16 protein-coding genes are annotated in these 26,403 nt (G+C 71.3%); all 16 read right to left on the bottom strand.

Annotated features, from left to right (window positions below):
• Window positions 1–101: 101 nt before the first annotated feature.
• Window positions 102–1,016, bottom strand: coding sequence for a peptidoglycan-binding protein (locus QIT00_RS22265; RefSeq protein WP_282537102.1), 915 nt, complete (start codon window positions 1,014–1,016; stop codon window positions 102–104).
• Entirely contained in the window at window positions 1,016–2,593 is a 1,578-nt protein-coding gene (locus QIT00_RS22260) for a DUF6519 domain-containing protein (protein ID WP_282537101.1), read from the bottom strand. Before QIT00_RS22260 ends, QIT00_RS22265 begins: the two co-directional genes overlap by 1 nt.
• A 148-nt stretch (window positions 2,594–2,741) precedes the next feature.
• Window positions 2,742–4,889 carry a hypothetical protein gene (locus tag QIT00_RS22255; protein ID WP_282537100.1) on the bottom strand — a complete coding sequence of 716 codons (2,148 nt, stop codon included), beginning with the start codon at window positions 4,887–4,889 and terminating at the stop codon, window positions 2,742–2,744.
• 37 nt (window positions 4,890–4,926) lie between these two features.
• On the bottom strand, window positions 4,927–8,700 hold the full coding sequence (locus QIT00_RS22250) for a putative baseplate assembly protein (RefSeq protein ID WP_282537099.1): 3,774 nt from the start codon (window positions 8,698–8,700) through the stop codon (window positions 4,927–4,929).
• Complete coding sequence (locus tag QIT00_RS22245) at window positions 8,697–11,861, bottom strand: putative baseplate assembly protein (RefSeq protein ID WP_282537098.1); 3,165 nt, start codon at window positions 11,859–11,861, stop codon at window positions 8,697–8,699. The genes QIT00_RS22250 and QIT00_RS22245 overlap by 4 nt, the downstream gene beginning before the upstream one ends.
• Complete coding sequence (locus QIT00_RS22240) at window positions 11,858–12,256, bottom strand: GPW/gp25 family protein (protein ID WP_282537097.1); 399 nt, start codon at window positions 12,254–12,256, stop codon at window positions 11,858–11,860. The genes QIT00_RS22245 and QIT00_RS22240 overlap by 4 nt, the downstream gene beginning before the upstream one ends.
• A complete protein-coding gene (locus QIT00_RS22235; RefSeq protein ID WP_282537096.1) occupies window positions 12,253–12,594 on the bottom strand; it encodes a hypothetical protein in 342 nt (113 codons plus the stop codon). The genes QIT00_RS22240 and QIT00_RS22235 overlap by 4 nt, the downstream gene beginning before the upstream one ends.
• A gap of 19 nt (window positions 12,595–12,613) precedes the next feature.
• Window positions 12,614–13,150: a phage baseplate assembly protein V gene (locus QIT00_RS22230; RefSeq protein ID WP_282537095.1), complete on the bottom strand. Its 537-nt coding sequence runs from the start codon at window positions 13,148–13,150 to the stop codon at window positions 12,614–12,616.
• 33 nt (window positions 13,151–13,183) lie between these two features.
• Entirely contained in the window at window positions 13,184–14,275 is a 1,092-nt protein-coding gene (locus QIT00_RS22225) for a hypothetical protein (RefSeq protein ID WP_408909826.1), read from the bottom strand.
• Window positions 14,276–14,315: 40 nt separating this feature from the next.
• Entirely contained in the window at window positions 14,316–14,681 is a 366-nt protein-coding gene (locus tag QIT00_RS22220) for a hypothetical protein (protein ID WP_282537113.1), read from the bottom strand.
• A gap of 19 nt (window positions 14,682–14,700) precedes the next feature.
• A complete protein-coding gene (locus QIT00_RS22215; RefSeq protein WP_282537093.1) occupies window positions 14,701–15,387 on the bottom strand; it encodes a hypothetical protein in 687 nt (228 codons plus the stop codon).
• Window positions 15,384–15,941: a hypothetical protein gene (locus QIT00_RS22210; protein ID WP_282537092.1), complete on the bottom strand. Its 558-nt coding sequence runs from the start codon at window positions 15,939–15,941 to the stop codon at window positions 15,384–15,386. Before QIT00_RS22210 ends, QIT00_RS22215 begins: the two co-directional genes overlap by 4 nt.
• Window positions 15,942–15,977: 36 nt before the next feature.
• Window positions 15,978–23,084: an eCIS core domain-containing protein gene (locus QIT00_RS22205; protein WP_282537091.1), complete on the bottom strand. Its 7,107-nt coding sequence runs from the start codon at window positions 23,082–23,084 to the stop codon at window positions 15,978–15,980.
• On the bottom strand, window positions 23,081–23,392 hold the full coding sequence (locus tag QIT00_RS22200; RefSeq protein ID WP_282537090.1) for a hypothetical protein: 312 nt from the start codon (window positions 23,390–23,392) through the stop codon (window positions 23,081–23,083). Before QIT00_RS22200 ends, QIT00_RS22205 begins: the two co-directional genes overlap by 4 nt.
• Complete coding sequence (locus QIT00_RS22195) at window positions 23,383–25,392, bottom strand: ATP-binding protein (protein ID WP_282537112.1); 2,010 nt, start codon at window positions 25,390–25,392, stop codon at window positions 23,383–23,385. The genes QIT00_RS22200 and QIT00_RS22195 overlap by 10 nt, the downstream gene beginning before the upstream one ends.
• A 36-nt stretch (window positions 25,393–25,428) precedes the next feature.
• Window positions 25,429–26,391 (bottom strand): DUF4255 domain-containing protein, encoded by a 963-nt coding sequence (locus QIT00_RS22190; protein ID WP_282537089.1) that lies wholly within the window; start codon window positions 26,389–26,391, stop codon window positions 25,429–25,431.
• Window positions 26,392–26,403: the final 12 nt, after the last annotated feature.

Here is a 26,403-nt window from a genome sequence, read left to right as displayed (position 1 = left end):
AGGTGCCGACTCGGGGGCCAGCCCCCGGACCCCCTCCCCCAAGCTCTCGGCTTCGCTCGAGCAGGGGGGACCCCCATCTCAAACGCCGGAGGGGCTGAATCTCAGACCTTGGGCACCCGCAGCAGATCCCAGCTGACCTTGCCCGGGATGCCGTCCGCGTCCTTCCCCTTGAAGCGCAGATGCTGCTGCCACGCCTGGTACGACCTGCGGTCCGCGTCCGTCCATTCCGGGCTCGGGCCCACCTCGTACCGGCTGCAGCCCTCCTCCACCAGGCGCTTGCCCATGGCCTCGATGACCGGGTGCACCTGGCCCACGTGGAAGAAGCCGCTGCCGGGGAACGCCGCGTAGCCCGCGGGCTGTTCGGGCTTCGGCCGGGGCTTCGGCTTCGGGTCCGGCTTCGGGTCCGGGGCGTCGCCGTCCCCGCCGCCGCGCAGCCGCTCCGCGATGCGCCCCCGCATGCTGTCCATGGTGAAGCCGCGCGGGTCGATCTTGCCGGGCTGCCACTCCTTGTGGCCGATCACCGAGCGCTCGTTCCAGCCGTGCGCCCGGCAGATCGCAGCCGACACCCGCTCGATGGCCTCCTTCTGCGCGGCCGGCCACTCGTCCTTGCCGTTGCCGAGGTTCACGCACTCGAAGCCGTAGAAGTGCCGGTTGCCGTCGATGTCGGCCTCGTTGTCGGCGGGCAGCCGCCGCTCGTCGACGACCGCGTTCAGGACGTCCCGGTCGCCGAGCCCCGCGTGATTGGCGCGGCCGTTGCCGACCAGGTGCACATGGCCCTTCTTGTCGATCACGCCGTGGCACAGCGGGCCGGGCAGGCCCGCCCGGCCCTCGTAGCAGAGGTTCACCGAGCCCTCGGTGCCGGAGGACGCCGTGTGATGGATCATCACACCGTTCACCGGACCCCAGGGGCCCTTGTGGTTGCGGTTGTGGCGGCGCCAGTTGCGCACCTCGTGGACCGTGAGGCCCTCGGCACGCAGGATCTCCACCATCTTCCCCGCGGACAGCGGTTTCGCCATCACAGCCCCCCTTCGTCGACCGCAGCCTCCGCGGCGGCCGTCGTCTCCGACCTGCTCATGCCGGACGGTGCCGCGTTCTCCGCGGCGTACTCCTCGTCCCGTGCCCGCGCCTCCGCCGCGAGCTCCGCGTCGCTCGCGTGCGGGATGCTGCGGGTGGCGAGCGCGCTGAACGCGAGCCGCAGGTCCACCGGCTCCTGCTCGCCCTTGACCAGCGCGAGCGGCGCGTAGTGCCGCACGATGCCCGCGGGCCGGGCGAACAGCGGCTTGCGGGCGGCGTTCACCGGCCACTCCACGTCCCCGGTCGCCGTGCGCGCCGCGACCGCCCAGTAGTCGCCGGTGCGGTACCGGCCGCCCTTCTCGAAGTACACCTCGACGCCGTCCTCAAGGGGCAGCCACGTGCCCTCCTCGACCTTGACGGCACCGCCGCGCAACGCCGCCGTACGGCCCTTGCGGCGCACGCCCCCGCGGTGGTCCCAGCGGCGCAGGAACGGGTGCAGCTCCGGGCGGCGCCCCACCCGCGCGTCCGGCTCGCCCGAAAGCCGCACCCGGCGCCCCGGCAGGTCCAGCTCCTCCACCCGAAGCAGCGGCAGCGGCTCCAGGCGTGACACGTACGCGGTGTCCCCGAACTCCACCAGGTCACCCACGTCCAGATCCAGCTTGTCGTCCTGCCCGAGCGAGGCCAACTCGACCCAGGTGCCGTCGAGTTCCTCCACCGGGAACACCACCGAGCCGTTCTCCCGCGACCACTTGAAGGTGGCCTCGCCCGCCGCGCCGCCCTCGTGGATCTCCACGCGGTACAGCTGGTTCTCCGGGCCCCGGTAGCGGGCGTCCGGCTTCACCAGGCACGGGTCCTCGTCGGCGTGCTCGGGCCGCTGCGCACGGGCCGCGAACCGGGCCGTCGACGCCTGCTCCCTGGCCCACTTGCCGAACGCGGAGCGCACCTCGGCCGGGTCGGCGCCCTCCGGGTCGTCCAGGTCGAGCGCCGAAGCGGGCAGCGGCAGCGCCTGCCACACCACCTTGGCGCGCGCCGCCGTGTCCACCAGCGCCGCGCCGAGCGCCACCTCCCGCAGCGCCGGGTCCTCCACGGCCGTCACGGACCGCTCCCACACCTTCAGATACATCACGTACGGGTACGTGGTGGGCAGCCGGTCGCCCGGCCGCTCCGGGTCGCGGTACGCGTCGGGCTGGTCCCAGTAGTGCCAGACCGTCGGCCCGGCCTCGCCCTCCTCGCCCTCCTGGCCGTCCGCGTCGGACGAGTCCCCCTCGTCCGGGACCGCGTCACCGTCCGTGGGCCGGTCGGCGTCGCAGAGGATGCCGTCGACGTAGTAGCGGCCGCCGTGGATCTCCAGGTCGTCGATCTCCCGGTTGCCGCCCGGGAAGTGGATGTGGAAGCCCGCGTTCTCGCGCGGCCCGCCGTGCCGGCCGATCAGGTCGGCGGCGAGCGTGCGCGCCTGGTGGAGCTGGATCGCGGCCTGCTCGTTGGCGTCGGCGTCCAGCTGCACGCGGCCCTGCTGGGCGAGGACCGCGGAGTAGTGCCGGCCGGGCCGGAACGTGGAGCGGGAGAGGTCAGCGTGCATGAAGGGGGTCCCCCTGGTTCAGGAATGTGCGGTTCAGCGAGTCGGTGGTGGGCGGGCAGCCCGCGGTGGTCGAGCGGCCGTGGTTCATGTCCTTGGTTCATGTCCCGTGGTTCATGTCCCGTTGGTTCATGTCCCGTGGTCCCGTGGTTCACGTCACGAAGAAGATCCCGGCGTCCGCCCCCGCGGGCACGTACTCGGCGAGCCGGGCGCGCAGGCTGTCCTCCCGTTGCGGGCGGTACAGCTCGTGGAACGCGCCCATTTCGGCCCCGTCGTCCGCGCCCCGCCGGATCTCGGGCGCGCAGCGGTCCGCCAACTGCCCGTACCAGGGCGTCCCGTAGCGCTCCGAGACGAACAGCGGGCGCACCCGCGCCGCCTCCTCCGGGGAAGGGCCCGCCAGGTCGGGCTGGCAGCGGTGCCGGCGCGGGGTGCGCGAGCCCGGCGGCACGTACGAGTAGCGGACGCAGCCGATGCCGCGCCGGGCCACGTGCACCCGCCCCGTGAACACCGCGTTCTCCGCGATCTCCACCGCGTGTGTGTGCACCTCGCCGATCACCGTCGAGCGATGCAGATGGAGCACGGCGTGCGCATGGCGGCAGTCCGGCGCCGACAGGGCCTCGCGGTCGCTGCCCGTCGCGTCGAGGACGCTGTCCCGGATGTGGATGTCGAGGGGGTCCTCGGACACCTCGTCGCCGATCACCTCGATCGTGCCGAGGATGCTGTCCTCGACCTGCAGACAGGCCGTGGTCCGCTCCAGGACGATGCTCGGCTCCTCCGGTGAGTGCGGATCGCACTCCGGCTCAAGTGACCACCCCGGTACGAGAGTCGAGTGCCGTACGACGACCGCGCCCACCGGCCCGGTGACGTTGATCCCGCGCCCCGCGACAAGCAGCCCGTCGAGCGTGACCCGAGGCCGCTCGCCGGGGGCGCAGTCCTCCGACAGGCCCCGGATGTTCAGCGCGTCCGGCCGGTTGCTGTACCAGTCGAGCAACCGGATCACCGGCCGCGTACCCTCGGCGGCCCGCAGCTCGAACCGGTCGCCCGGATCGAGGTCGAAGTCCAGCTGCTCCTGGTAGGCGCCGCTGTGCGTGATCTCCACGATCCCCTCGGGACCGCACCGCCCGGCCCTGCGGTCGTGCTGCCAGGCCCGGTAGGCGTCCATGATGCGCTGGTACGGCTGGTCGGGGCCCACCCGGTAGAACTCCGCGTCCGGCCGTCCGGGCCGCGTGCGCTCGTACTCGCCGCCGCCCATGTCCGCGCCGTACGCGTAGTGGTAGTCCACCCACACGCCCTGCCGGGGCGCGGAGCGCGAGCCGAACGCGATCCGGCCGAGCTCCGGGTCGACCGCCACCTGCCCGCGCTTCGGCCGGTAGCGCCAGTCCGACAGGTCCGCGACCACGATGTCCGACATCGGCACCGGCCGGTCCTCGCCGTCGCGCCGGATCACGAAGCTCTTGCCCGGCCCGTAGTAGTCGGCGAGCCGGTCGTGCAGCTGGCGGCGGTGGATGAACGCCGGGACGTTGTCGACCGTCGCGATGTGGGTGGGCGACGGCTCCGGCACCGGCTTGGTCACCAGCGGGCTGTCGTTGCCGAGGATCGAGAACGTGTACAGGTTGCGGGCCCGGTCGATGCAGTACGCGGGCGACGACGTCAGCGCGTACGCCTTCAGCCGCCACACGAACAGGGCCACCCCGGCGGGGCTCGAACTCCCCTGCCTCCGCGTCGAGTTGGCGCTGCGCACGTCGACCGTACGGGCCGTCGACCCGAACGGGCCGCCCGCCAGGTCGAGTTCGGCGCCTTCCCGCAGGTCGACGAGACGGCCGCGCTCGGCCCGGTGCGGCGCCCCGTCGGCAAGCAGCTTCACCGGCTGCTGGTGGGCCACGAGCCGGGACAGATCCACCGCACGCGCCGGCCACGCCGCGACCTGCTCGGAGATCTCCTCCAGAAGGTGCAGGGTGCCCTTGCGCCGCCGGTGCGCCACCGTCGCCGCCACATCCGCGCGCGGCGCAAGCGCCCGCGCGAGAGCCGCCGGGCTCGAACCCCGAAGGCCCGTCGTGAGGACCCGCTCGTACCCGGGAAGGGAACGATGCCCGACGAGATCGCCGATGTACGGCAGCACCCATGGCGCCGCCGTCTCCACGAACAGGTCCTCGTAGCCCTGCTCCACGCCGTCCCGCACCCGGTCCAGCTGCTCCGCAAGGACCGCGAGCAGCGCCCGCAGCGGCTCACCCTCGGTGGAGTCCCGCAGCCGGTGCCACTGCGGAAGCAGCTCCGCGAGGCCGTCCGGTTCCCTGGACATCACATGACCTCCCACTCGAACCGACCATCCAGGGCCATTACTTGACCTCCGTAAGAATCAACGTGTCCGCCGCCAGCGGCGAGAGCAGCGCCAGCTGGGCAGGCCGGATACCCCGGAACACGTACACCGAGCGGCCCTTCTCCAGGCGGCGCGTGTCGGTGATGTCGGGGTTGAGGCGGAGCAGCTCGGCGAGCGGCAGCCCGTACCGCTCGCAAACGGACGAGAGCGTCTCGCCGCCCTCCTCGCGCACCGTGTGCACCCGCTCGTCGTACGTCGCCGTGCGCGCGGGCACGGCCGCGCGCGGCTCGCCGGGCTCGCGGACCAGGTCAAGCAGCTCGGCGGGTGTCGCGGACGCGGGCACGCCCGTGAACACGTCGACGTCGACATGGTCCACACCCGGCACCGAGTGCGCCGTCGCGAGCACCTCCGAGAGCGCGGCCGACCGGCCCAACTCCCGTCCCTCGAAGCCGAGTCGGCGCAGCAGCGCCTGCCTCAGCCGGGGCTCCACCACCGACCAGGTGTGGTCCGGCGCCACCTTCACCCGCGCGGCGAGCAGCAGCAGCACCAGCTCCCGTACGTCCACGCGCACCGCGAGCCGCGGGTCCCCGTACTCCGAGAGCGAGGACCTGAGCGCCCGCAGCACATCGGCATCGTCCGAGATCGGCACGTCGTCCGTGCCCGCCACCGTGACGTGCAGCAGCCGCCGCCTGCCGTCGTACAGCTCGCGCGCCGAGGCACGGCCGATGCCCGCACGGGAGCGCGCGAAGTCCTCGTAGTCGACGGGGGAGACGAGCCGGTCGAGCGCCGCCACCGCGAGCGGCACCGTGCGCCGGGTCAGGCCCGGCCCGTCCGCGTCCGAACCGCCCGTCGCGGGAACCGGGTTGGTGACCGCGGTGACGCCGAGCGGGCGTGTCACGGCCTGGGTGATCCGGTCCGGCGGCACGTTCGCCGCGCGGCCGGTGCCGAAGCGGTAGCGGGCCCGCACGTTCTCGTGACCGCTGGGCAGCCGCGCCCCGTGCACCCCGTCCCCGAACGTCACCGTCGTACGCCCGTCCGAGGTGGACCCGGTGATGTAGACCCGCTCGCGCGGCCCGCGTCCGGCGAGGCTGTCCACCTCGTGCCAGAGCACCCCGTCGACCCGCACCTCCAACACCGGGGTCGCGCCGAGGGGGTTGTCGGCCGCCAGCCAGGTCAGTGGCGACTGCCAGAGCGCGAACGTCTGGTTCGTACGGTCCGAGTCGCCGCTGCCGATCGGCTCGTCCCGGCCCTCGCCGTGCGTCGCGGCCACCACGTTGCCGAGCACCTTCACCGTCTCGCGGCGGTAGCGGTACGCCAGGTCCGTGGTGAGCGTGAGCCGGGTGTGCGGCGTGCCGCCGGGAGGCACCTGGTCGGCCACCGCGTCCGCCCTGTCGAGCACGACCACCTCGGTGGCCTCCACGCCCGTCACCCCGGGCACGTCGCTGCGCTCACCGGACACGATCAGAGTGCGCCCGGGCTGCAAGCCCTCGTACAGCTCGGACAGTTCGATCTCGTTGCCGTGCACGTCCTCGCCGAGCGGCTCGTCCGCCATCCGCAGCACCTCGCCCGCCGCGTGCACGGTGGTGTCCCTGATGTGCGAGAGCAGGACGTCGAACTCGTCCAGCCACGGGTCCGCGAGCACCAGTTCCGTGCCCCGGCCGGTGATCCCGTAGTTGGTGTACGCGGCCGTGCGCACTTCCTTGACCTGCGTCGTCACGAACCTCAGCTTCGGGTCGCCCGGGATGCCGCCCTCCTTCGGGTCCTTGCCCTTGCGCGGCCGCTCGATCGCCACCCAACTGCCCACCGTGATCCGGTCGTACACGGAGTCCAGCTGGAGCACGTTCCGGTTCAGCGGCTCCGGCTTCGTCGCGATCACGATCTCCACGTTCGCGGGCGCGCTGCCCACCGTGTACGAGAGCGCCACCTCGTACTCGCCGTGCGTGAACTGCCGTGACTCGCCGGGCCTGAGCGTCTGCGGCTCCGTACTGCCGTTGTGCAGCAGCACCTGCACATGGCCGTCGTCGTCGGGCCGGGACACGAACAGGCCGCGCTCGGGCAGGCCCGCGAGTAGCCGGGCCGTGACGCCGGGCTCCTGCGAGTCGGTCGGCCGCCGCCCCAGCCAGCTCAGCTCACGGTCCTGCCCGGCCCGCGCGGACAGCCGCACCCGGCCGGGACCGAGCGGGAACTCCACCGGCTGCGCGCCGATCAGGTTCTCCGAGCGCTGGTCCGTGCCCGAACCCTCGACATACTGGAACTCGGCCTTCTCCGGCACCTTCCCCGACGTGTCGAAGACGACCCGCATCGACGTCAGGACGGCCCCGGTGAGCGGCCAGTCCGCGGTGCGCACCACCCGGCCCCGGTCGTCCTGCACGGGCTTCAGCGGCGCGGTCGCACCGAACGGCGTCGCCCGCGCCCGCATCGCCAGGACGGAGCGCAGCAGTTGCGCCCCCGCCCCCGGCGCCTTCACGCCCCGCCACGCGCGCCGCAACGGGCCCCGCAGCTCGGGGTGCAGGGCCGCGAGCAGCCGTACCGGATCGGCGCCCGGTACTCCGCCTCCCGTCGTCCGCACGCGAGGTGCCGCCTTGCCGCTGAGCGCGGGAAGCAGCCGCCCGAGCGCGGCCAGCGGATCGCCCTCCGCGGACTCGGCGCGCAGCGGCCCCGGAGCCTCCTCCCGCTCCACCGGCTGCGCGGGAGCCAACTCAAGTGCCCGCTCCGCGAGTTCGGCGAGGACCGCCTCCAACCGCGCGAACCACGCGGCGACATCCTCGTACGCCCCGGCCAGCACCTGCGCCTCGCCGAGCCGCTCGACCGGGCCCGCGAGCCGTGCCGCGAACCGCTCCGGGGTGCCCGCCGACGGCAGCGTCTCCCGCAGCGGCGCGAGCACCTGCTCATCGAAGTCCTCGATGTACCGGCTGATCGGACGCGGGTTGGGCACCTCCGGTGTGGGAGGCTCCGCGCCCGGCTCGCCGGGGCCCTCCGGCGCCGCGATCCAGCGCTGCGCCTCGTCGATCAGCTCCTGGAGCGTGGGCGGCGCCGAGCGGGGCAGGGCGAGCGCCGTCACGTCGTCGTCCCGGTCCGCGCGCACCCGCGCCACCGGCAGCAACTTCCGTACGCCGCCCGCCTGTTCACCGAAGACGAAGAGCAACTGGTCGCCGGTCTGGAGGTGGGTCGACGTGCCTTCCACGAACAGCTCGGAACGGCGCTCCAGGTCGTCCGGGGTGAGCAGCGTCGGCCGGCGGCGACGCACCTTCAGCTCGTTCCAGTCCCATCGGGCCGTGAGGTCCTCGGTCGTCTCGAAGGTCTGCGCGTCCTCCTCCGCCGAGGCGGGCACGCTGTGGCTGCGCGCCCCGCGCGGTACGAGCACCTGAAGGGACTCGGCACGCGGATCCCGGTCCAGGCGGTACGCGAGATGCGTCGAGGCCGCCACACCGGGACGCGGCCGGTGCCCGACCAGACGCCCGAGCAGCACCAGGGAGCGGTGCTCGTTCGCGGTCCGCAGATACGCCTCGTCTGCGATCCGCTCCGAGTGGAACGTCAGCAGGTCACCGAGGACCGCCGCCGCGTCGAGCAGGCCGATCGCCGGGGCGTCCGGCGTCCGGACCGTGAGCCCGGCGAGCGCCGGGTACGCGGGCGAGGCGAGCCGGTCCACCTGCGCGGCCAGGAACGAACCGTACGTCCCCACCCGGTAGTTCAGGGCCGTACGGCCGGGCGGATTGTGCGGGGCGACCGGGGCCCGCCGCTCGTCGTGGCCGCCGGCGCCGCACGCGCCGCCGCAGGAGCAGGACTCGCTCATCGGGCACCCCCCAGGGCTATCTCAAGGAGGCCGTTCTCCGGCCGGTCCGGGTCGTTGTCGCAACGGGCGATCTCCAGCGGGCCGAGCCGCAGCACGCCGTCCTCCCTCTCTCCGCGCTCCTCGTGGAACAGCCGCTTCAGCCGGGTCACCCGCACACTCTCGACGCCCGGCACCGCCGCCGCGGCGGCCACCAGACGGCTCAGCCGCACCGGCTCGCCGAACGTCAGCGATTCCGGGTGGAAGAAGCCGAGCCGCCCGCCGGACAGCCTTCCGGTGCCGAGCACGCGGTACAGCTCGGCGAGGATCTGCCCGTGCTGATGCCCCGGCAGCGCGCACACCGTGAGCGCGATGTCCAGCGGCACCGTCCGCGCCGGGCCCACCACCAGGTCGTGCCCGATCCGCCGGTACGCCTCCAGGGAGTGCGCCACCGCGTCGAGCAGCTCAGGGCCGGGCGTGCCCGTGCCGTGCGCGTCGATCGCGACGTGCGCCTCCTGCACGCTGCCCGTCCAGCGGATCTCGGCCGCCGCACGCTGCACCCCGGGCACGCCCGCGGCGAGCGCCGCGTAGTCCTCGGCGGTCACCGCGCGGAGCCGGGTGCGCCGCAGGTCGAGCGGCGCCAACTGCCGTACCTGCTCCAGGGGTTCGGGCTCCACGCCACCCCTCGCGGGCAGCGGATTGCGCACCCCGGCCACCGGAACGGACGCGCCCGCGGCCTCCTCGTCCGGGTCACGGCAGATCACCAGATGGTTGATGGCCTCCGCGCCGACGTTGCCGCCCGAACCGCCGCCGAGCCGGTAGCGCAGCTCCAGACGCGCACCCGGCGTGGGCCGCGCGCCGTGCACCCCGTCGCCGAAGCGCAGCGCGAGCCGGCCGTCGTCCTCCAGCTCGCCCACGAAGTGCCGGTCGCGCGGCCCCGAGCCGAGCAGGTCGCGGCGCGGCTCCCACAGGTGCGCACCGTCCCGCAGCCGTACGGCGGGCAGCGCGCGCCGCGGGTCCTGGTCGAGGGCGGCGCTCGCGGGACCGCGCAGCACCGGCTCCTCGGGGTGCAGGCCCGCCGCGTACGCGGGACCCCAACTGTGCGCGACCTCCCAGGCGATGTGCCCGTCGAGCACCGTTCCCGCGCGGGCCCGCGCCGTGAGGACCTCAAGCCTGCGCCGCTTCTTCGCGAGCAACTCGTCCTGCCGGTACAGGAGTTCACGCAGCGCCCGCACCGGATGGCGGCGCAGCTCGTACCGCTCGACGACCTTCAGACCGAAGACGACGGTCAGTTCGTCGATCTCCTCGTCCCCGAGCCCGTCGCGGTCCCGCGCGCTGCGCCACAGCTCCACCAGGCGCCCGCGCAGCCGCTCCGGGATCGCCGCGAGCCGGTCCGCCTGACCCGCCGCGACGAGCGCCGGGTCCGGGTACGGGCCGACCTGCGCGACGGGGGAGCGGGGCAGCCGCGGCCGGAAGCGCGGCACGAGCCCCGGGTACACGGACTGGGCGAGCAGCGTCCTGAGCGCCGCGGCCTGCCCGTACGCCGTGCCCGGCACCACCCGCTCCGCGCGCGTGCCCGCCCGCTCCAGGCCGATCCCGGCCCGGGTGACCGCCGCGTCGCCGACGACGGCGAACAGCTCCCGCACGTCGTCGGCGACGAGCGCGGTGCCGCATTCCGCCCTGTCCGTAAGGGAGTTGATGAGCCGACCGGTCGCATTGGCCGTGTCGCCTGCATAGCGGTCCACGCAACCGAACGCGGGCGGCGCGCAGTCACCGGCCACCGCCGGGTCGTGCGGCACCGCCAGCGCCTGGGCGATCCCGTCCCCGCACCAGTCGAGGGTCCGGCCGTGATCGACCAGGCAGACGTTGCCCCGCGCGAGGGTCACGTCCTCCACCGGCTCGCAGTCCCGCCCGCCGAGCGTCGTCAGCCGCAGCGGGAAGCGCAGCGCGTCCTCGACCGCCCAGGTCACCTCCAGGACCGGCTGATCCCCGACCCGGTCAAGGCCGGGCGTCACCGAGGTGAGCCGCACGACCTGCCGATGACGCGGATCCGCGTCACCCGGAGTGCCGGTCCGCGCCCCCTTGACCTCCTCCAGGACCAGCAAGTCCCCGGCACACAGATCGAGTTGGCGCTCCGCACAGGTCTCCGGGTCCTGCCACGCGTCCCGCAGCGTCGCCGCCGTCGCGCCCTTCGGCAGCGCGCACACGTCGCCGCCCCACGTCCACAGCCGGATCGCGTTGTGCGCCGCCCGCAGCCGCAGCGGCTCGTCCACCGCGACCGGCTCGAACACCTCGACCGAGCCCCGCTCGTCCAGGTCCACGAGCTCGCCGTCGTCGATGACGGTGCCCGGCTCGGGCCGGTCGTGCGGGTCGAGCGAGCGCACGTCCACGGAGGCGAAGCGGTACGTCCCCGGCAGCAGCGTGTGCTCGCCGACCGTCTCCACGGACACGTACGCCCGCGCCGCCTGCCCGTCGTGCATCGCGTAGTCGATCAGGCGTACGTGCCGCCGCACCGAGACGCGCCGCCGCGCCGTGTCCAGATACGCCTCCGTCGCCACCGCGTCCTGCTGGTAGCTGATCTGGTCACCCGTGTACGCGAGCAGCTCGACCAGCGTCATGCCCAGGTCGGCCGGGTTGCGCTCCACCCAGTCCGGCGTGGTCAGCGCGAGGCGGTCGAGCAGCAGCTTGCGGATCGTGTCGTAGTCACGCGCGGTGTAGTCGACGACGGGCGCGGCGGGAAACTCCTGCTCGCCCTCCGGCCGGCCCTTGCAGTCGAACGGCGTCGGACAGTCCGGCAGGAAGCTGAACTCCGCGCTGTGGTACCGCTGATCGAACCCCCGGAACGGCACGTCACCCGGCCGCCCGTACGGATCGGTCTCCACGATCGACAGCCGGTACCGGGAGGTGTCCCCGGCCTTGTCGACGGTGACGTAGAGCCGGTCGTCGAGCTCCGGGTCCTCCTCCCGCTCCACGCTGATGTCCACGGCCGCGATGTCGGTGATCCGGCGGCCGCCGTCGATCCGCACGTTCTCGGCGCACAGGCCGTGCGGCGCCTTCCCGAGGAACGTGACGGTCAGGACGAGCCCGTCGTCGCTCACCTCGACCGCGTCGACGCCGTTCAGCTGAGCGGCCCGGATCCGCGCCCGGCGGTTGCTGGTGGCGCGGTTGGTGGTAGCGCTGGTCACGCCCTGGCCCTCCCCTCGAATACCTCGTCCCGAACGGTCCCGGTGGCCCGTACGGCATACGTCAGACTCACCCGTACGACGTTCTCCTCACCGGACACGTCCAAGGCCTCCACCTCGATCAGCTCGCCCAGCCAGCGCTGCAGCGACGCCTGCACGGACAGCTCCAACGTGCTGGTCAACTCGGGGCTGTTGGGTGCGAAGACCAGATCGAGCAGCCCGCACCCGAAGTCGGGCCGCATGACCCGTTCGCCGGGGCTGGTGAACAGCACCTGCTCGATCAGGTCGCGGACGTGCTCGTCGTGGTCCGCGTGCGCGGTGCGTCCCCGCCGGTCGATCCGGAAGGGAAACGCCCAGTCACTGCGGATGCGGGTACGGGCTCGGCTTCGGGCGCTCATCGGATGCTCACCTCTCGCTGCGCGCTGTGGACGACGGGCGGCCCCTGCGGCACGAACGCCGCCGTCAGGCACTGCGCCGCCGAGGTGTCGAGCAGCACCGGGGCGCCGTCGACCGTCACCCCCGACGCCTCGGCGGCCCACCGCACCGTCACGCACGGCGTCGGCACGCCGTCGACGGTGTGCGGGCAGCCGGTCACGGTGAAGGGGTGCGCGGCGGTGGCGACGGGCGCGCCGTTGATGTGCACGCCCGTGGCCCCCGTTGTGGCTGCGGCGCGGCCGCCGTGCGGACAGCTGACCAGCGCACCGGCGCCCAGCAGATTCCCGGATGTCCCGGACACGTCTCTTCGTCCCCCGTCTCTATCGCTTCGCAGCGACGTTGAACTGGCCGTCGTTGAGGATGACTTGGTCGCCATCAAGGGTGATCTTCGCCCCGGCCCCGTTGGCGATCACCACGGTCTCCTTGGTGATCCGGATGTACGCGCCCCCCTGCGCCTGCAGCAGAATCCCCTGATCGGGCCCTGCCGGATCACTCATCACGATCTTGTGGGCCCCCGGCGTCTGTACGACGACGGGCTTCACCTGCGAATCGGGCTGCACCAGACGCAGCGCGTCCGGCGGCAGCTCGTCCTGTTCGCCGTACCAACACCCCGTCCAGATGGGGAAGCTCGGATCGCCCTGCTCGAACTCCACCCACACACCTGTCCCCGGCGTCGGCACCACGAACTGTCCGGCCTGCGGTCCGGTGAACGGCAGACAGGGCAGCGCCCAGGTCGACGGCTCGTCCCCGAGCACGTCCGGTACTTCGACGGTGACCCGCCCGATGTGCAGCGGGTCGTTGTTGTCAACGACTCGGCCGCGGAACTTGCCGACGTAACGATTACTGGGTGCGGCCATCCTGGGGTGCTCCTGGTGTGTCTGGTTACTGGTCTACGGGCGGACGTAGGCGCTGCGCGCCTCCAACCCCTCCCTGGTGAGGGTGAAGTTCTGCTGGAACGACCCGGGACGCAGGACGTGGGTCACGGACTTCACGAAGTAGTCCCCGTCGTACGCTCGCCCCGACCCGCGCACACCGACGAGCTGACGCGGCTGCAGCAGGTACCCGTGCCGGTTCACATCGAGCGATCCGGACCCCGAGATCACATCGGCGGAGGTGGCGGCCCGGGCGAGCAGCTCGGCCTCGGCCTGCTCGGGCTGGTACTTGGCGGTCCCGGACAGCCTGCGCTGCCTCAGCGCCGGAGTCGGCCGCTTCCCGAGCGGCGGCCGCAGCGGGCTGATCGACGGCTGGGGGAGCGGAGTGGACTGCCGGGTGCCCGGATCCTGCCAGCGCGCCTGCGGCTCCTCGCGGGCGGTCCCGTCGTACGCGAACGTCAGCTGGTCGACCGTCGAGTTGGCGTCCATGTTGACGTTCAGCGCGTGCTGGCGGATGCCGACGCGCACCTCGGGGCCCCAACGGGCGGAAGACTGCCCGGGGTTGGGCCCGGGTACGAGATAGAACACATAGCCATTGGCCTTGGCCAGCTCGTTGATGTACTGCAGATCGGTGCTGGTCTGGTAATGCACCCGCAGGTTCTCGCGCGGCGGCTGCGTGACCTTTTCGGCGTAGACGTCGGGCCGGATCCCGTACCCGGAATAGCGCCGCAGAATACTGAGCACACGCTGCGAGGGCGGCAGGTTCGGGTACTTGTCGGTCCGCTCCTGCAGATCCATGGCGAGGCAGAGGTCCTCACCCGTGACGGTGAGGGTGGAGTGCCCCGGCTGGTTGCTGGCGCCGACCTCCTGGCGCACGATCAGCCCGTCGAAGAGGACTTCGGGGGTGCCGCGCACGGTGACGGTGACGATGAGCCGCGTCTTCGGGTCGAAGAAGCCTTGGGGGAGGAGGGTTCGGCTGATCAGCCCGTTCTTGGTGAGGTCGAAGGCGAGCTGGAAGCCGCTCCGTTCCCCTGCGGTGGCGGTGATCTGCGCGGAGAGGAGTGCCTCCGCGACCTCGGCGGGCACGGGGCGGGCGAGCTGCGGCCCCATGTGCAGGGTGATGTGAACGGGGCCGCGCCCGACGTTGAGTTCAGCCACGTCGGTCCCCTCGGGGGAAGTGGCCGGCGAGCGGGATGTCGACCTCGTGGCCGGGCTCGTCGGTGAGTTCCCGTGGGTCGATGACCGGGTTGGCGTCGGCGATCTGCCACCACTGTCCGGGGTCGCCGAAGTACCGCTGCCCGAGCAGATCGGGCCGCTCACCGGTGCTGACGGTGTGCGTCTGCGTCTCGTCCTCTTCGAGGGGCGGCAGCAACCGGCGCTTGGCGTACCGGACTTCGGTCCCGTCGGGCAGCCGGTGCACGCCTATCTCGGCGTCGTGGTAGCGGCTGCTGCGGGGGTACGGGTGGGCCCCCGGTATCGCGTCCAGTGCGCTCTCGTAAGGCTCGATGCCGTCCATGGTGCTCATGCTGTTTCCGTCAGCCCCTTCCCGCGCCTATGTGACCGGAGTTGAGCCCCAGAGAGCCCAGGCCTGTCGTTCGTGCTGCTCCGGCGAGCCGCTCCTTCTGCGCGAGATGCGCGTAGTACAGCTCGGCACCCCGGTGCCCCATGGGCAGATCGCTGACGGTCAGCACCTTGAGCCCGATGCTGAGGGAGGCCCGGATGGGGTTGAGATTGACATCGAACGCGGACTCGTTGATGGACAGTTCGGTGAGCCGCACGGGCATGACGCGCTTGCTCCCCCAGGTGAAGAGGGTGAGCGGCATCTCTATCGGGGAGATCTCGATGGTCCCCTTCTTCGTCTGCCGGCTGGCTTCACGTAATTGGGCGGAGGTCGGCTGCACGAGCATTTCCAGCACGGCCAGTTGGGGATGGATCCCTTCGGGCGCGGCGATCTCGAACTGGTCGGTGGCGTCGATCTCGGCGGTGAACTTCCAGGTCTCCTGGGCGGGGCCCTTGAGGCGCAGGGCTTCGTTACGGTCCCCGGATCCGGCCCCGCCCCCACCGGAGTCCCCTCCGCTACCGGCGGTCTGCGGGGAGAGGCTCCGCTCCAGGGTGTCCGGGTTGAACTGGAGCACGATGACGCGTTGGGGGGTGCCGAGCTCGGGGTCGACCAGGACTATTCCGGAGCGGATGGGTTTGGGGATGTTGGCGTAGCGGGTCATTTTTGCCCCCTCTCGCGATAGATCGAAAGCATCAGCTCGGCGGTCTCCCTGATGTCATCGTCATCCTCGGCAGATGCGATTTTCTCGATCAGCGGGGCAAATTCAGGAAGGGCGTAGTAGGAAGCTGCCCACAGTCCTGCATTGCGCAGTTCCTTCTGGGGTGACTGCAACCCCTCCGCGATGGCTGAACTGAACTCTTCATCTCTGGCCGGCGGTGCGCCCAGGCCCAGTCGAACGAGGCTCGATGCGCGATTCTCGGCGTCCTCGGCGGTGCGGTATGTGTGCAGGAGTTCTTCGTAGCTGAAGGTGCCCAGATCGGCGAGTGCTGCAGCGGTGTCCGCCACGCTCTCCCGATCTCCGCCAAAGACCTGAAGGTAAGTGGATTCGCTGATTTGGTCGTTGGTCACGGTCACCCGCAGGTCGCCGTCCACCACCCAGTTGACCGTGAGCGTTTCACCGTCTTGATATGGCTGCCTGGATTCATCACCCCGTTGGAACCCCATGCGTGCAGCGAGGAGTGAGAAAGCGCGCTCTCCGCCCTCTTTGAGGATCATTCTGCGACTCCTCGGCATGCTGTTGCCTCTCTGTTCTTACTTCTTACGGATATCGCTGTCATCGAGCCACCCCCACCTGACGAGGAGTTCATCCACCTTCTCCGCCACTTCGCTGGCTGCTAGGTCCTTTGCTTTATCAGCGGGGATCATCAGCTCTTCGAGGGATTGCTCGATGGAGCTCGTCAGCTTTTGCAGGAGCTCGCGGGGGGTTTCGAGGATTTCGCGGAGTTCGTCATTTGTCTTCCCGCGCAGATCCTCCCGGTTCCACGGATTCTTGGCCTTCGGGTCGGAGCGTGCATCTCGGTAGTTGGCAGGAGTGAGTCTGTCCAGTCCTCGGGTTCTACGCTTGGCGAAAGCCAACCTCTTGTCCGCGCCCTCGACGTTGGAAAGGTCGCGAAGCGTCTGTCCGAGTTTAGTCGACGCGAGTTTGGCTGCCTCTGCGACCATGGGGCCGCGTGCTGCAATGGATTCCAGCTCTTTGCGAGTGTCCCGTTTGGGATCTTTGAGGCGTTCGAACTCGGATTTGGCGATATGCGCGGAGGCTGGACGGCGTTGGCCCTCGGCGCTCATTCGGATGAACACCAGGAGGGCCACGTTCGTGCTGTTGATATCTCTCGGAAGGGTGCTGAATTTCCCCTTCTCGATTGCGGTGATGGTGTTCCTGAAGGTTCCGGGGTCCATGTCGTTGGCCAGGCCGCCGAGGAGCTGGGCGTAAGTGGCTGCGTCCTCCGAAAGTTTGTCGGTCGCTGGGTCGACCGCCTTCCAGATTCCTCCAGGGTCGCCCATGCGGTTGAGTATGGAAAGCTGTACCGAGCTGGTTCCGAGCTGGAGACTCTTGGGCTGAACTCCCTGCTGGTTGGCTTGCTCTTCCGCCCGTTGCTCGGGTGTCCTTTTCCGTCGGTTCACCCGATTCTCTTCCTTTGCCTGCTTCATGGCGGCGTGAATGCTGAGGGCGTCCGTGTCCTCGTCTGCGACCATGGCCCGATCTCGAACGGATACAGGTCCTTCCTTGCCCTCCTCGGGATCCACTATCGGGCCGTTCTGTGTCAGCTTTCGATTCCGCTTCGCCAGCACCTCCTCCATGCGCTTCTCCACGTGGCTGACGATCTCCAAGGCCCGCAGGACCTCAGCGGCTTCCTCGACGCTGGCAGACGGGTTGAGCGTGGCCGTGATGGATTTGGCCGCGCCCGCCCCTGACTCGAGAGTAAGTTCAGTCAGACGGTAGGCCCGTCGTAGGCCTCCAAGTGCCGTGTTGAGAATGCCCTTTCGAACCCCCCGGCGCAGCATCGTTCGCACCAGCGGGCGTATCCGGGCCACGATCTTCCGCAGCCGCGCATCTTTAGACTCCTTGGAGTCCTCCTCCTTCTTCTTCCTGTCCTTGTCTTCCTTGGATTTTGGCCGCCCAGGCCCGCTCTTCCCCGGCTTCGGCCCTGTCTTCCCAGGCCCCTTGCGTACGCCCGGCTTCGTGCCCGGCTTGTTCTTCGGCTTGCCGGGGCCGTCCTTGTCCTTCGGCTTGCTCGGCTTGTCGCCGTCCTTGTCCTTGGGCTTGCCTGAGCCGTCTTGGTCCTTCGGCTTGCCCGGCGCGTCCTTGTCCTTGGGCTTGCCCGAACCGTCCTGATCCTTGGGCTTGCCTGAACCGTCCTGATCCTTGGGCTTGCCCGGGCCGTCCTTGTCCTTCGGCTGGGTGGACGTGTCGTTGTCGTCCTTGGGTTTGTCCGGGTTGCCCTTGTCGTCCTTCGGCTTTGTTCCTGGAGCCGGGTCCGTCTTCGGCTTCGTGTCCGGGTCAGGCTTCGGCTTCGGCTTCGGCTTCGGCTTGGGTTTCGGGGACGGGGTCGGGCGGGTGTCCGGCTTGTCGTCGTCCTTCTTGTCCGTGCCCGGCTTCGACGGGGCGTCCTTCTTGCCGTCGCCCTTGTCGTCCTTGTCCTTCGGGGGCGCCGGCTTCTTCGGGTCCGGCTTCGACGCGGGCCTCCTGCCGGGCGGCATGGTGGACGGGCCTGGCTTGGCCGGAGTGTCCTTGTCGCCGGGGCGGTCGCCCTTGCCGTCCTTCGTCGTCGGCTTCTCGTCCTTCGGCTTGTCGCCTGCCTTTCCGTCCTGGCCGGGCTTCTTACCCTTGTCGTCGTCCCCGCCCGAACCGTCCTTGCCCTTCTCCCCGTTGCCGCCCTTGTCCTTGCCGAGCTTCTGCGCCACGCCCTTCAAGCGGCGGCCGACCTTCGAGACGTACTTGCCGATGCCGCTGAGCAGAGCCTCGTACGCGAGTTCAAGGAGGGCCACGATCCCGGCCGCCACCGCCTTCGCGAAGAGCACGCCGGCGCCGCCCCTGCGGACCGACTTCAGCCACTCGATGACCGCGCCTATCGCACGCAGGATCTCGCTGAGCGCGCCGATCGCCGTCTTGATCGCGTCGATGACAGCCATCACCCAGCCCGCGCCGGGGATCAGCTTCGCGATCACCTTCGTGATGACGATCTCGCCGATGATGAAGGGCAGCATCGGGACGATCGCGTCCCAGGTCTCCTTGGCGATCTTCTCCAGGCTGTAGCCACCCTTGATGAGCTTGTCCAGGATGGCCTTCGGGACACCGATGATCTCTTCGATCTTGGACTGGAACCAGTCCTTCACAGCGGACTTGACCTCGCGGAACAGATGGTTCTTCGCGCCGTCCACCGCCGAGTTCTTCGCGCCGCTGAGCCAGCCGCCCGGGTCCGACATGAAGTCGACCGCGATCATCATGAACTCGCCCAGGGCGCCCAGGAGTTTGGACGCGTACTCAAGGACCGTCTTGATCGCGTCCACAACGGCCTTGACCACGTCCATGAGCATCTTCTTCAGGACGCTCAGGATGCTGCTCAACGCCTTCGCGATTCGGTCGAGCAGGTCCGTGATCGCCTTCTTCAGGGCAGCCGCGAGCTTGGTGACGAACGCGATCGCCGCGGCGACCAGGTCCGTGATGAGCTTCCAGATCCGCTTGGCCAGCTCGACGATCGCCTTGACCAGGTTCTTCGCGAACTCGATCAGGTCCTTGATGAGTTCCTTGACCGCTTCGACGATCGCCTTGCGGGCCGCGTTGATCCAGCCCTCGACCCGCTCCTTGAACTCCTTGATCTTCTCGACGATCGCCCTACGAGCGGCCTTGATGGCCTCGACGATCTTGTTCTTGATCTCGATGACCTTCTTCTTGAGCCAGTCGAAGGCTTTCGAGACCCAGTTCCCCGACTCGTTCGCCGCGGTCTTGGTGTGGTTCTTGGCTTCGTCCTCGCCCTGCTTGCCCCTCCTCTGGATCCTCCCGTCGTTCTCCTTCTCCTCCGTCTTCGCCTTCTCGTCGGTCTTCTTCTCTTCGTCCTCGACGTCCGTACGGGCCTTCTTGTGGCGCTCCGACTTCTTGGTGCCGAGTTTCTTGAGCTCCGCGTCCTGGTCCGTACGCCACGTGCCGCGCTCCGTCTTGACCTCGGCCTTGGCCTTCGCGCGCTCGTCCGCCTGTTCCCTGGTGCTCTTCGCTACCTCGGTCTTGACCTGCCGTTTCTGCTTCTGCTCCGACTCGCGGAAGCCCTGGTCCTTGGTCTTGCGCCCCTCGGACACGCCCTGCGCGCCCTTGCTGAACGCCCCCTGGAACTCGGCCTTCCGGTCGTGCTCGGCCACCTTCGACGCGGCCTCCGCGGGCACCGCGCCCGTCGACGCCTTGCCCGTACGCACCCCGCCCTTGCCGGCCTCGCCGCCCGGCACCTTGGCCTTCAACTGCTCCTTGGGCGCGTCGGGGTAGACCTGGTCCTCGCCCATCGAGCGGCCGGCGTCGTCCCGGCCGGTCTCGACCGCTTCCTGGCCCTTGCTGTCGACCGCCTCGCCCTGCTCGTTGGCCTTGTCGTCCGCGGCGCCCTTCATCTCCACGCCCGGCGCCTGGCCCGACTTGGCCTCCTTGAGGGCGTCGTCCCCCGTCGGCAGACCGGCGAACTTGGCGGCCAGTTTCTGCTCGTCCACCACGGGTTCGTCGGCGCCGAAAACGCTCGCGATCCCGTTCACGAGCTTCCCGCCGACGAAGCCCAGGCCCATCATGAAGGTGTCCCAGCCGCCGGGCTCCTCCATCTTCTCGGCCTCGATCTGGCCCTCGGGGTTCTTCGCTCCCTTGACCTCGGCCTTCTCGTCCTTGGGCGCGTCGGACTTCTTCGCCGCGTCTTCGTTGTACTGGGCGGGCGCGTCGGTCTTCGGCTTCCCCTCCAAGGTCTGCGGCGAGCCCGCCGGACGCTCCACGTTCGGCGGCGCCGAGGCGAGCTTCTTGTGCTCGTCGCCGACCGTACGGTCCACCGAACCGCCCACGCCGCCCATCGCCTCAAGAGCCCTGTGCGGCTTCAGCTTTGACGCCGACGACAGGCCGGCCTCCGGCGACACCTGGGACAGGTTCGGGGCCGGGGGCGAGTCCTTGCTCTTGCCCTTGCCGGAAGCGGCTCCCTTGGCGCCACCGCCACCGCCACCGCCACCGCCACCGCCACCGCCCCCGCCACCCCCGCCGCCCGGCGCCTTGGGCGCGGGGGCCGCCTTGGGCGACGCGGCTGCCGGTTCGTCCTTCGCGGCCGGCTCTTCCTTACGCGCCTTCGTCTCCTGCGCCGTACGCTTCGGTGGGTCCTTCGGCGCGGGCTCCGACTCCTTCGGGGTCGCCTTGGGCGACGCAGCCCGCGTCTCCTTCTCGGCACCCGAGCCCTGCGCCGCCCCGGACTCCGCCGAGCTGCTCGCGCCGCCCGTCTCGGCCCCGTTCGAGCCGCCGGTGACATGTGAATCCCGTGCGGGGGACGGGGACTTGTCGTCCTGCTGCTTACCGTCGGCCTGGCCCGCCGAGTCGCCGCCGCCCTGCTCGGCCTGACCCTTGGACGCGAGGTCCGACTCCGACTTCTGCTGGCCGTCGTTCTTCTGCTCGTCCTTCTTGGACTCCCCGCCCTTGCCCGCCGTCTCCGAGGCGGCCGCCGTACCGCCCGCCGCCTGCTGGGAACCCTTCTCCGGGGCCGCCCCCGCCTTGTCGCCCGCGGCCGGGGAGCCCTTCTCCTCCTTGGCCGCGGGCTCCTTGGCCTCGCCGCCGCCCTCCGTCCTGCCCGGTGCCTCCTGCGCCACCCGCTGCGCGGCGGCCGGACCGTCCTTCGGGTCGGCCCCGTCCTTCGGGTCCTTCGACGGTGAGCCCGGACCAGGACGCTGGTCGGCGCCCTCCAAGCCCGCCCGCTCGTCGCCCTCGGGGCCGCCCTCCGTCTCGACCGACGGCTCGGGCTCCGCGGCCCCCTCCGCCTCCACCGCCTCCGGTTCGGCCTCGGCCTGCTCGTCCTCGGCGTCCTCCGCGTCCCGCTCCGCCTGCACCTTCTCGGCCTTGGTCGGCGGGGGAGCAGGGAACGTCGGGGCCCGGGCCGTACTGGCCGAGTCGGGGCCGATCTTGTCGGCGGTGGGCACGCCGGACACGTCGAGGTCCTTCTCCGGCAGGTAGTCCTCCGGGGCCAGCTTGGTGTCCCAGGCACTCTTCTCGGCGCCGCCGACGTCCACCTCGGAGACGCTGCCCGACCCGAACGGGTCCTCGTCCGCCCGCTCCTCGTCGTCCAGCAGGTCCTGGTTGCGTACGGCGTCCAACCTGCTGGTCCTGCCCGGGAGTTGAGTGTCCCGGCCCACTGCGGGAGAGCCCTCCGGCTGCTTCGCCCCGGCCTTGTCCTCCTCCTTCGCCCGCTGACCCGCCGCGAGCGCGTCGGCCGCGCCGGGACGGTTCTTGGCGGCCGACTCCTCCTTGCTCTCTGCCTCCGCCGCCTGCTGCTCCGGCTGCTCCGCACCCTGCTCGCCGGCCTTCTCCTCCTTGCCGGCGTCGTCCTTGCCGCCCTTGTCGGAGCCGTTCTTGCCCGAGCCGCCCTTGTCGGAGCCGCTCTGCTGGGAGTCCTTCGCGCCGGACTCCTGCTGCTCGCCGCCCTTGGAGGCACCGCCCGACGTCTCCTGATCGGGCGCCTCGGACTCCTGGGCCCCCTGCTCGCCGCCCTGCTCCTGCTTGCCGCCGGTCTGCTCCGGTGACCGTGAGCCGCCGCCGCTCTCCGCCGCCGAGTCGGGCCGTTCCTCCCGCTGGTCCTCCTCGCCCCCGCGCGGCGCATCCGCGCCCTGCGGGGTGCTCCCGCTCCGCGGCGTACCGCCGTTCTGCGGTGTGCTGCCCTGCGCGCCGTCCGCTACGGCCCGGTCCTTCTCCGGGCCCGGCGCCGCGTCCGGCCGTTCCTCTTCGGCCTGCGACTCCGCGGCCGTCTCCTGCTCGGCGGTACGGTCCGCCCGCAACTCGCCCGCCGTGTCCGCCTCGACGGCCGGGGCGTCCTGCGCGGCCCACTCCGCCGAGTCGGCGCCCAGCTCGCCCTGCGCCTCGATCTCGTCGATGAAGTCGAGCACCCGGTCGTGCTCCGAGCCGAGCAGCCGGTTCTCGAGGCGTACGAGAACTTCGTCGACGAACTCCTCGGGCAGCCGGGCAAGCCGCCGGCGGGTCCGCTTCGACAGGTCCTCCGGGTCGCCGCGCAGCGAGCGCACCACGTCGTTCGCCAGGCGGTCCACCAGGGACGACGGGTCGATCTGCTCGGCGCGACTGCGGTCCGCGTCGACCGTCGCGTACCGCAGCCACCCAGGAGTGCCCTGGCCCTCCTCGACGTCGACGGCCGCCCCGTCCCCCTCGGCCCGCTCCGTCGACGTGGGCTCCACCAGCGCCTGCGCCGCCGACTCCGCCTCCCGCTCGATCGCCTGCTGCGCCAGACTCACCGCGCCCAGGTCACGACCCGCGCGCAGCGCACCCAGGCCGTGCGGGTTCTGGATCGTGTGCAACAGCTCATGCGCGAGCAGCGCACGCCCCTGCTCCGTGCCCGGCTGGTACTTGCCCTCGCCGAAGAACACGTCCTGCCCGACCGCCACCGCGTCCGCGCCGAGCAGCTCGGTGAGCGTGCCCGCGTCCCGGTCCGTGTGCAGCCGTACGGAGCCGAGGTCGTGGCCGAGCTGTTCCTCCAACTCCCGGCGTACGCCCGCGTCGAGGGGCTGGCCCGCGCCGCTGACGATGTTCTTCGGCTCGGGCGCCCGGTTCTTCGCGGCGCGTTCCTTGCGTTTGCGGCGGCGTTCCGCCGCGGCCTGATCCGCCGCCTGCGCGTCCTGCGATGCGGACGTGGTCACCGTGCCACCTCCCCGCGCCCCGACAACCCCGAGTGCACCGCGCGCGCCAGCTCCTGGCCCAGGCGGCGCGCCGACAACCCCGCCGGCAGCGGCGGGAGCCCGGACAGCGCGTCCACGGACAGGCCGCCGTCGGCCGCGAGCGGCACTCCGTGTTCGCGTACGAGACGGGTCAACTCCCGCTCGAACGAGGCCGATACGCGCCCGGCGTCCACCGACGGCCCGAAGCCGTCCAGGACCAGTTCGCCGATGTCGACGCGGATCTCCCGCGGCTCGGCCGGCCTGTCGCGATGTGCACCGTTCACACCCATCCGCGGACCTCCGTCGGCGTCAAGGAGCGCTCCAGCTTCAGATACTCCGTACGGGCCGCCGCCAGCATGTGCCGCATCTGCAGCCGGTCGCCCTCCTCGGCGGCGAGGAACGCGCCGGACAGGGCGATGTTGCGGATCGAGCCGCCCGCGACGGTGAGTTGGGCGAGGAGGGCCGGGTCGACGCCCTTCGTCGGGGTCTGCGGCGGCAGCACCCGGCGCCAGATCTCCGCGCGCTCGTGCTCGGCGGGGAACGGGAAGTCGACCACGAAGCGGATGCGGCGCATGAACGCCGTGTCCAGGGCCTTCTTCATGTTCGTGGTGAGGATCGCCAGGCCCCGGTACGCCTCCATGCGCATCAGGAGGTAGCTGACCTCCAGGTTCGCGTACCGGTCGTGGCTGTCCTTGACCTCACTGCGCTTGCCGAACAGCGCGTCGGCCTCGTCGAACAGCAGGAGCGCGCCGCCGCGTTCGGCCGCGTCGAAGACCTTGCGCAGGTTCTTCTCCGTCTCGCCGATGTACTTCGACACCACCTGCGACAGGTCGATGATGAACAGGTCGAGGCCCAGTTCCTTCGCCATCACCTCGGCCGCGAGCGTCTTGCCGGTGCCCGAGCCGCCCGCGAACAGCGCGGTCACACCGAGGCCGCGCCGCAGCGTCGCCGCGAAGCCCCACTCCTGGTGCACGGTCGCCCGCTGCCGTACGTGCGCCACGATCTCCCGCAGCACACTCGTCTGCCGCTCGTGCAGCACCAGATCGCCCCAGCCCGCCTCCGGTTCGATACGGCGGCCCAGCTCGTCCATGCCGATCCTGGCCTCTTCGAGGGCGGCGTTCCAGGCGAGTCGCGCGGGGTCGGTCGCGTCGTCCGCGGTCAGTCCCGGCGTGTCGCGACCGACGATCGACGCGGCCGTACGCACGACATGCGGCGGCAGCTGGAACTGGGCCACCAGGGACCGCAGTTCGTGTTCGTCCATGTCCGTCACACCCTCGAACGCGCCCGCCCACAGGCCGAGTTGCTCCTCGTCGTCGAGGCGCGGCACGGTCACGCGCTCGCCGCGCGCCTGTTCCGTGCGGCGGGGGTCGGGGCTGGACACCACCATCGGCACGGCCGCGCCCGCGAGGAACGCGTCGGTCGCCGCGTGCTGGTCCCGGTCCAACTCGCCGACCTCGACCAGGAGCGCCGCGGGCAGCAGGATCGCCTCGCGCTGCCAGAGCCGGGCGAGCCGGTCGCGCTCGGCGGCGTCCGTCGGGATGTCGTCGGCGGCCATCGCGTACAGGCCTAGCCCGGAACGCGCCGCCGCCGCTGCCGCGATGTCGGCGCGGCTGCGCAGGTCCCCGCCGACCACCTCCACGAGCATCGGCGTGTCGGGCCGCGCCCCCGCCGTCCACGCCCCGGCGAGCCGGCTCGCGGCCAGGTCGTACGACGGCGGCAGCGTGTCCGGCACCGGGGCGCGGCGCAACTGGCCGTGCAGCCGGGCGTCCAGGTACGGCGAGTCGAGCAGGAAGTGCAGGATCCGCTCGTCGAGCCGGAGCCGGGAGGTCGTCAGACGGGTGTCGTCCTCCAGGTCGAGCAGCCGCCAGCGGCGCAGCGGCGCGACCGGCGTGAGCGCGCTCCAGTGCGGCTCGGCCAGCGCGGCGAGCGCAAGGGAGAACGTCGGGTACGCCCGCTCCGGATCCCCGCTCGCGGCGGCACACCGCGCGGCCGTGGTCGGGTCCAACTCCTGGGCGGCGGTGAGGAGTACGAGGTCCCGCTCGAACGTGGAGAGCCCGAAGCAGGTGGCGAGCGCGGTGAGGGGCACGGAGGCGGTGGACACGGCGGGGGTGGTGTCCGGGAGCGGGTTTTCGGTGAGCCCGCCGGTCCGACCCTTGTCCTCCCGCGCGTCGCGGCCGCCCGACCGCGCCGCGTGCGCGTCGATGCGCGCCAGTACGCGGGCGATCTCGGCGGTCAGCGGCAGCGCGCCGCCGCGTATGTGCGCCGAGTCGCCGCTGCCGCCCGCCGCCATGTCCTCACCTGCCCCGGAATTCGCCACGCCCTCGCCTCAGCTCTCCGCGTCCGAGCCGGTGCCGGTGCCGGTGCCGGGGTCCGTGTCCGAGTCGGACTGCGCGCGCTTGCGGGTACGGGGGGGACGGGGGGTACGAGATGTGCCGGACGTACCGGAGCCTCCGGTCGTACGGGAGCCTCCGGTGGCACGGGAAGAGGAAGCGGCCTTCTTCGCCGACCGCTTGGCCGGAGCCTTCGCCGGCGCATCAGCCGTGGCCGGAGCCTTCCTGGGCGTGTCGGACTCGTCCGGTGAGGTCCCGGGAACCTCGGCCTCGGGCGTGTCGGCGGCTGCCGGCCCGGAAGGCGGCTCGGGAGACGGCCCGGACCTCCCCGGCCGTTCCGGCGCCCCCGGAGCCCCGAACGGCGCCACCCGTACGGTGTGCCGCTCCACCGGCCGCGGCGACCGCGGCACTTCGCGCCCCTCGATGAAGATCAGCGCCGCCTGATACACCACGGACAGCGTGTACGGCGTCTGGTGCAGCATGCCCCAGAGCTTGGACGTCTCGTCGATGTCCATGACCGTGGGCGTGAACCGCACCCGCTGCACCGCCTCGGCCAGGTCGCTGCCGACCAAGTACGGCCGCTCCCCGGCGAGTTCGATGACATCGGCGGGAAGGACAGGTATCTCGTGCAGCGTCCGCACCACCGAACCGATCAGCCGCTGTCCGACGAGCTCGCTCTCCTCGCCGTACGCGCTGATCAGGAAGTGCACGTCGAGCGCGGCGGCGGGCCGCTTGAGGAGCGTGCCGTCCGAGGCCCGCGTGGGCAGGTCGTTGTTGCGCTGCGAGGTGTTGGGCGTGACCTGGTACGGGAACACGGTGATCGTCGGCTCGGTCGGCGGGTCGGCCGGGGGTTTGCGCGGCTCGACCTTCACGGCCATGTCGATCTCGGGCTGCAGGTTGGCCTCGATGAGCAGGGCCAGGGCCTGGGTGACGTGGGCGATGGCAAGTGCGTTGCTCATGGGGTCGGTTCC

This window comes from Streptomyces luteolus (assembly GCF_029968015.1).
In the GTDB taxonomy this organism is placed as follows: Bacteria; Actinomycetota; Actinomycetes; order Streptomycetales; family Streptomycetaceae; genus Streptomyces; species Streptomyces luteolus.
This window is presented reverse-complemented; position numbering and strand designations above follow the sequence as displayed.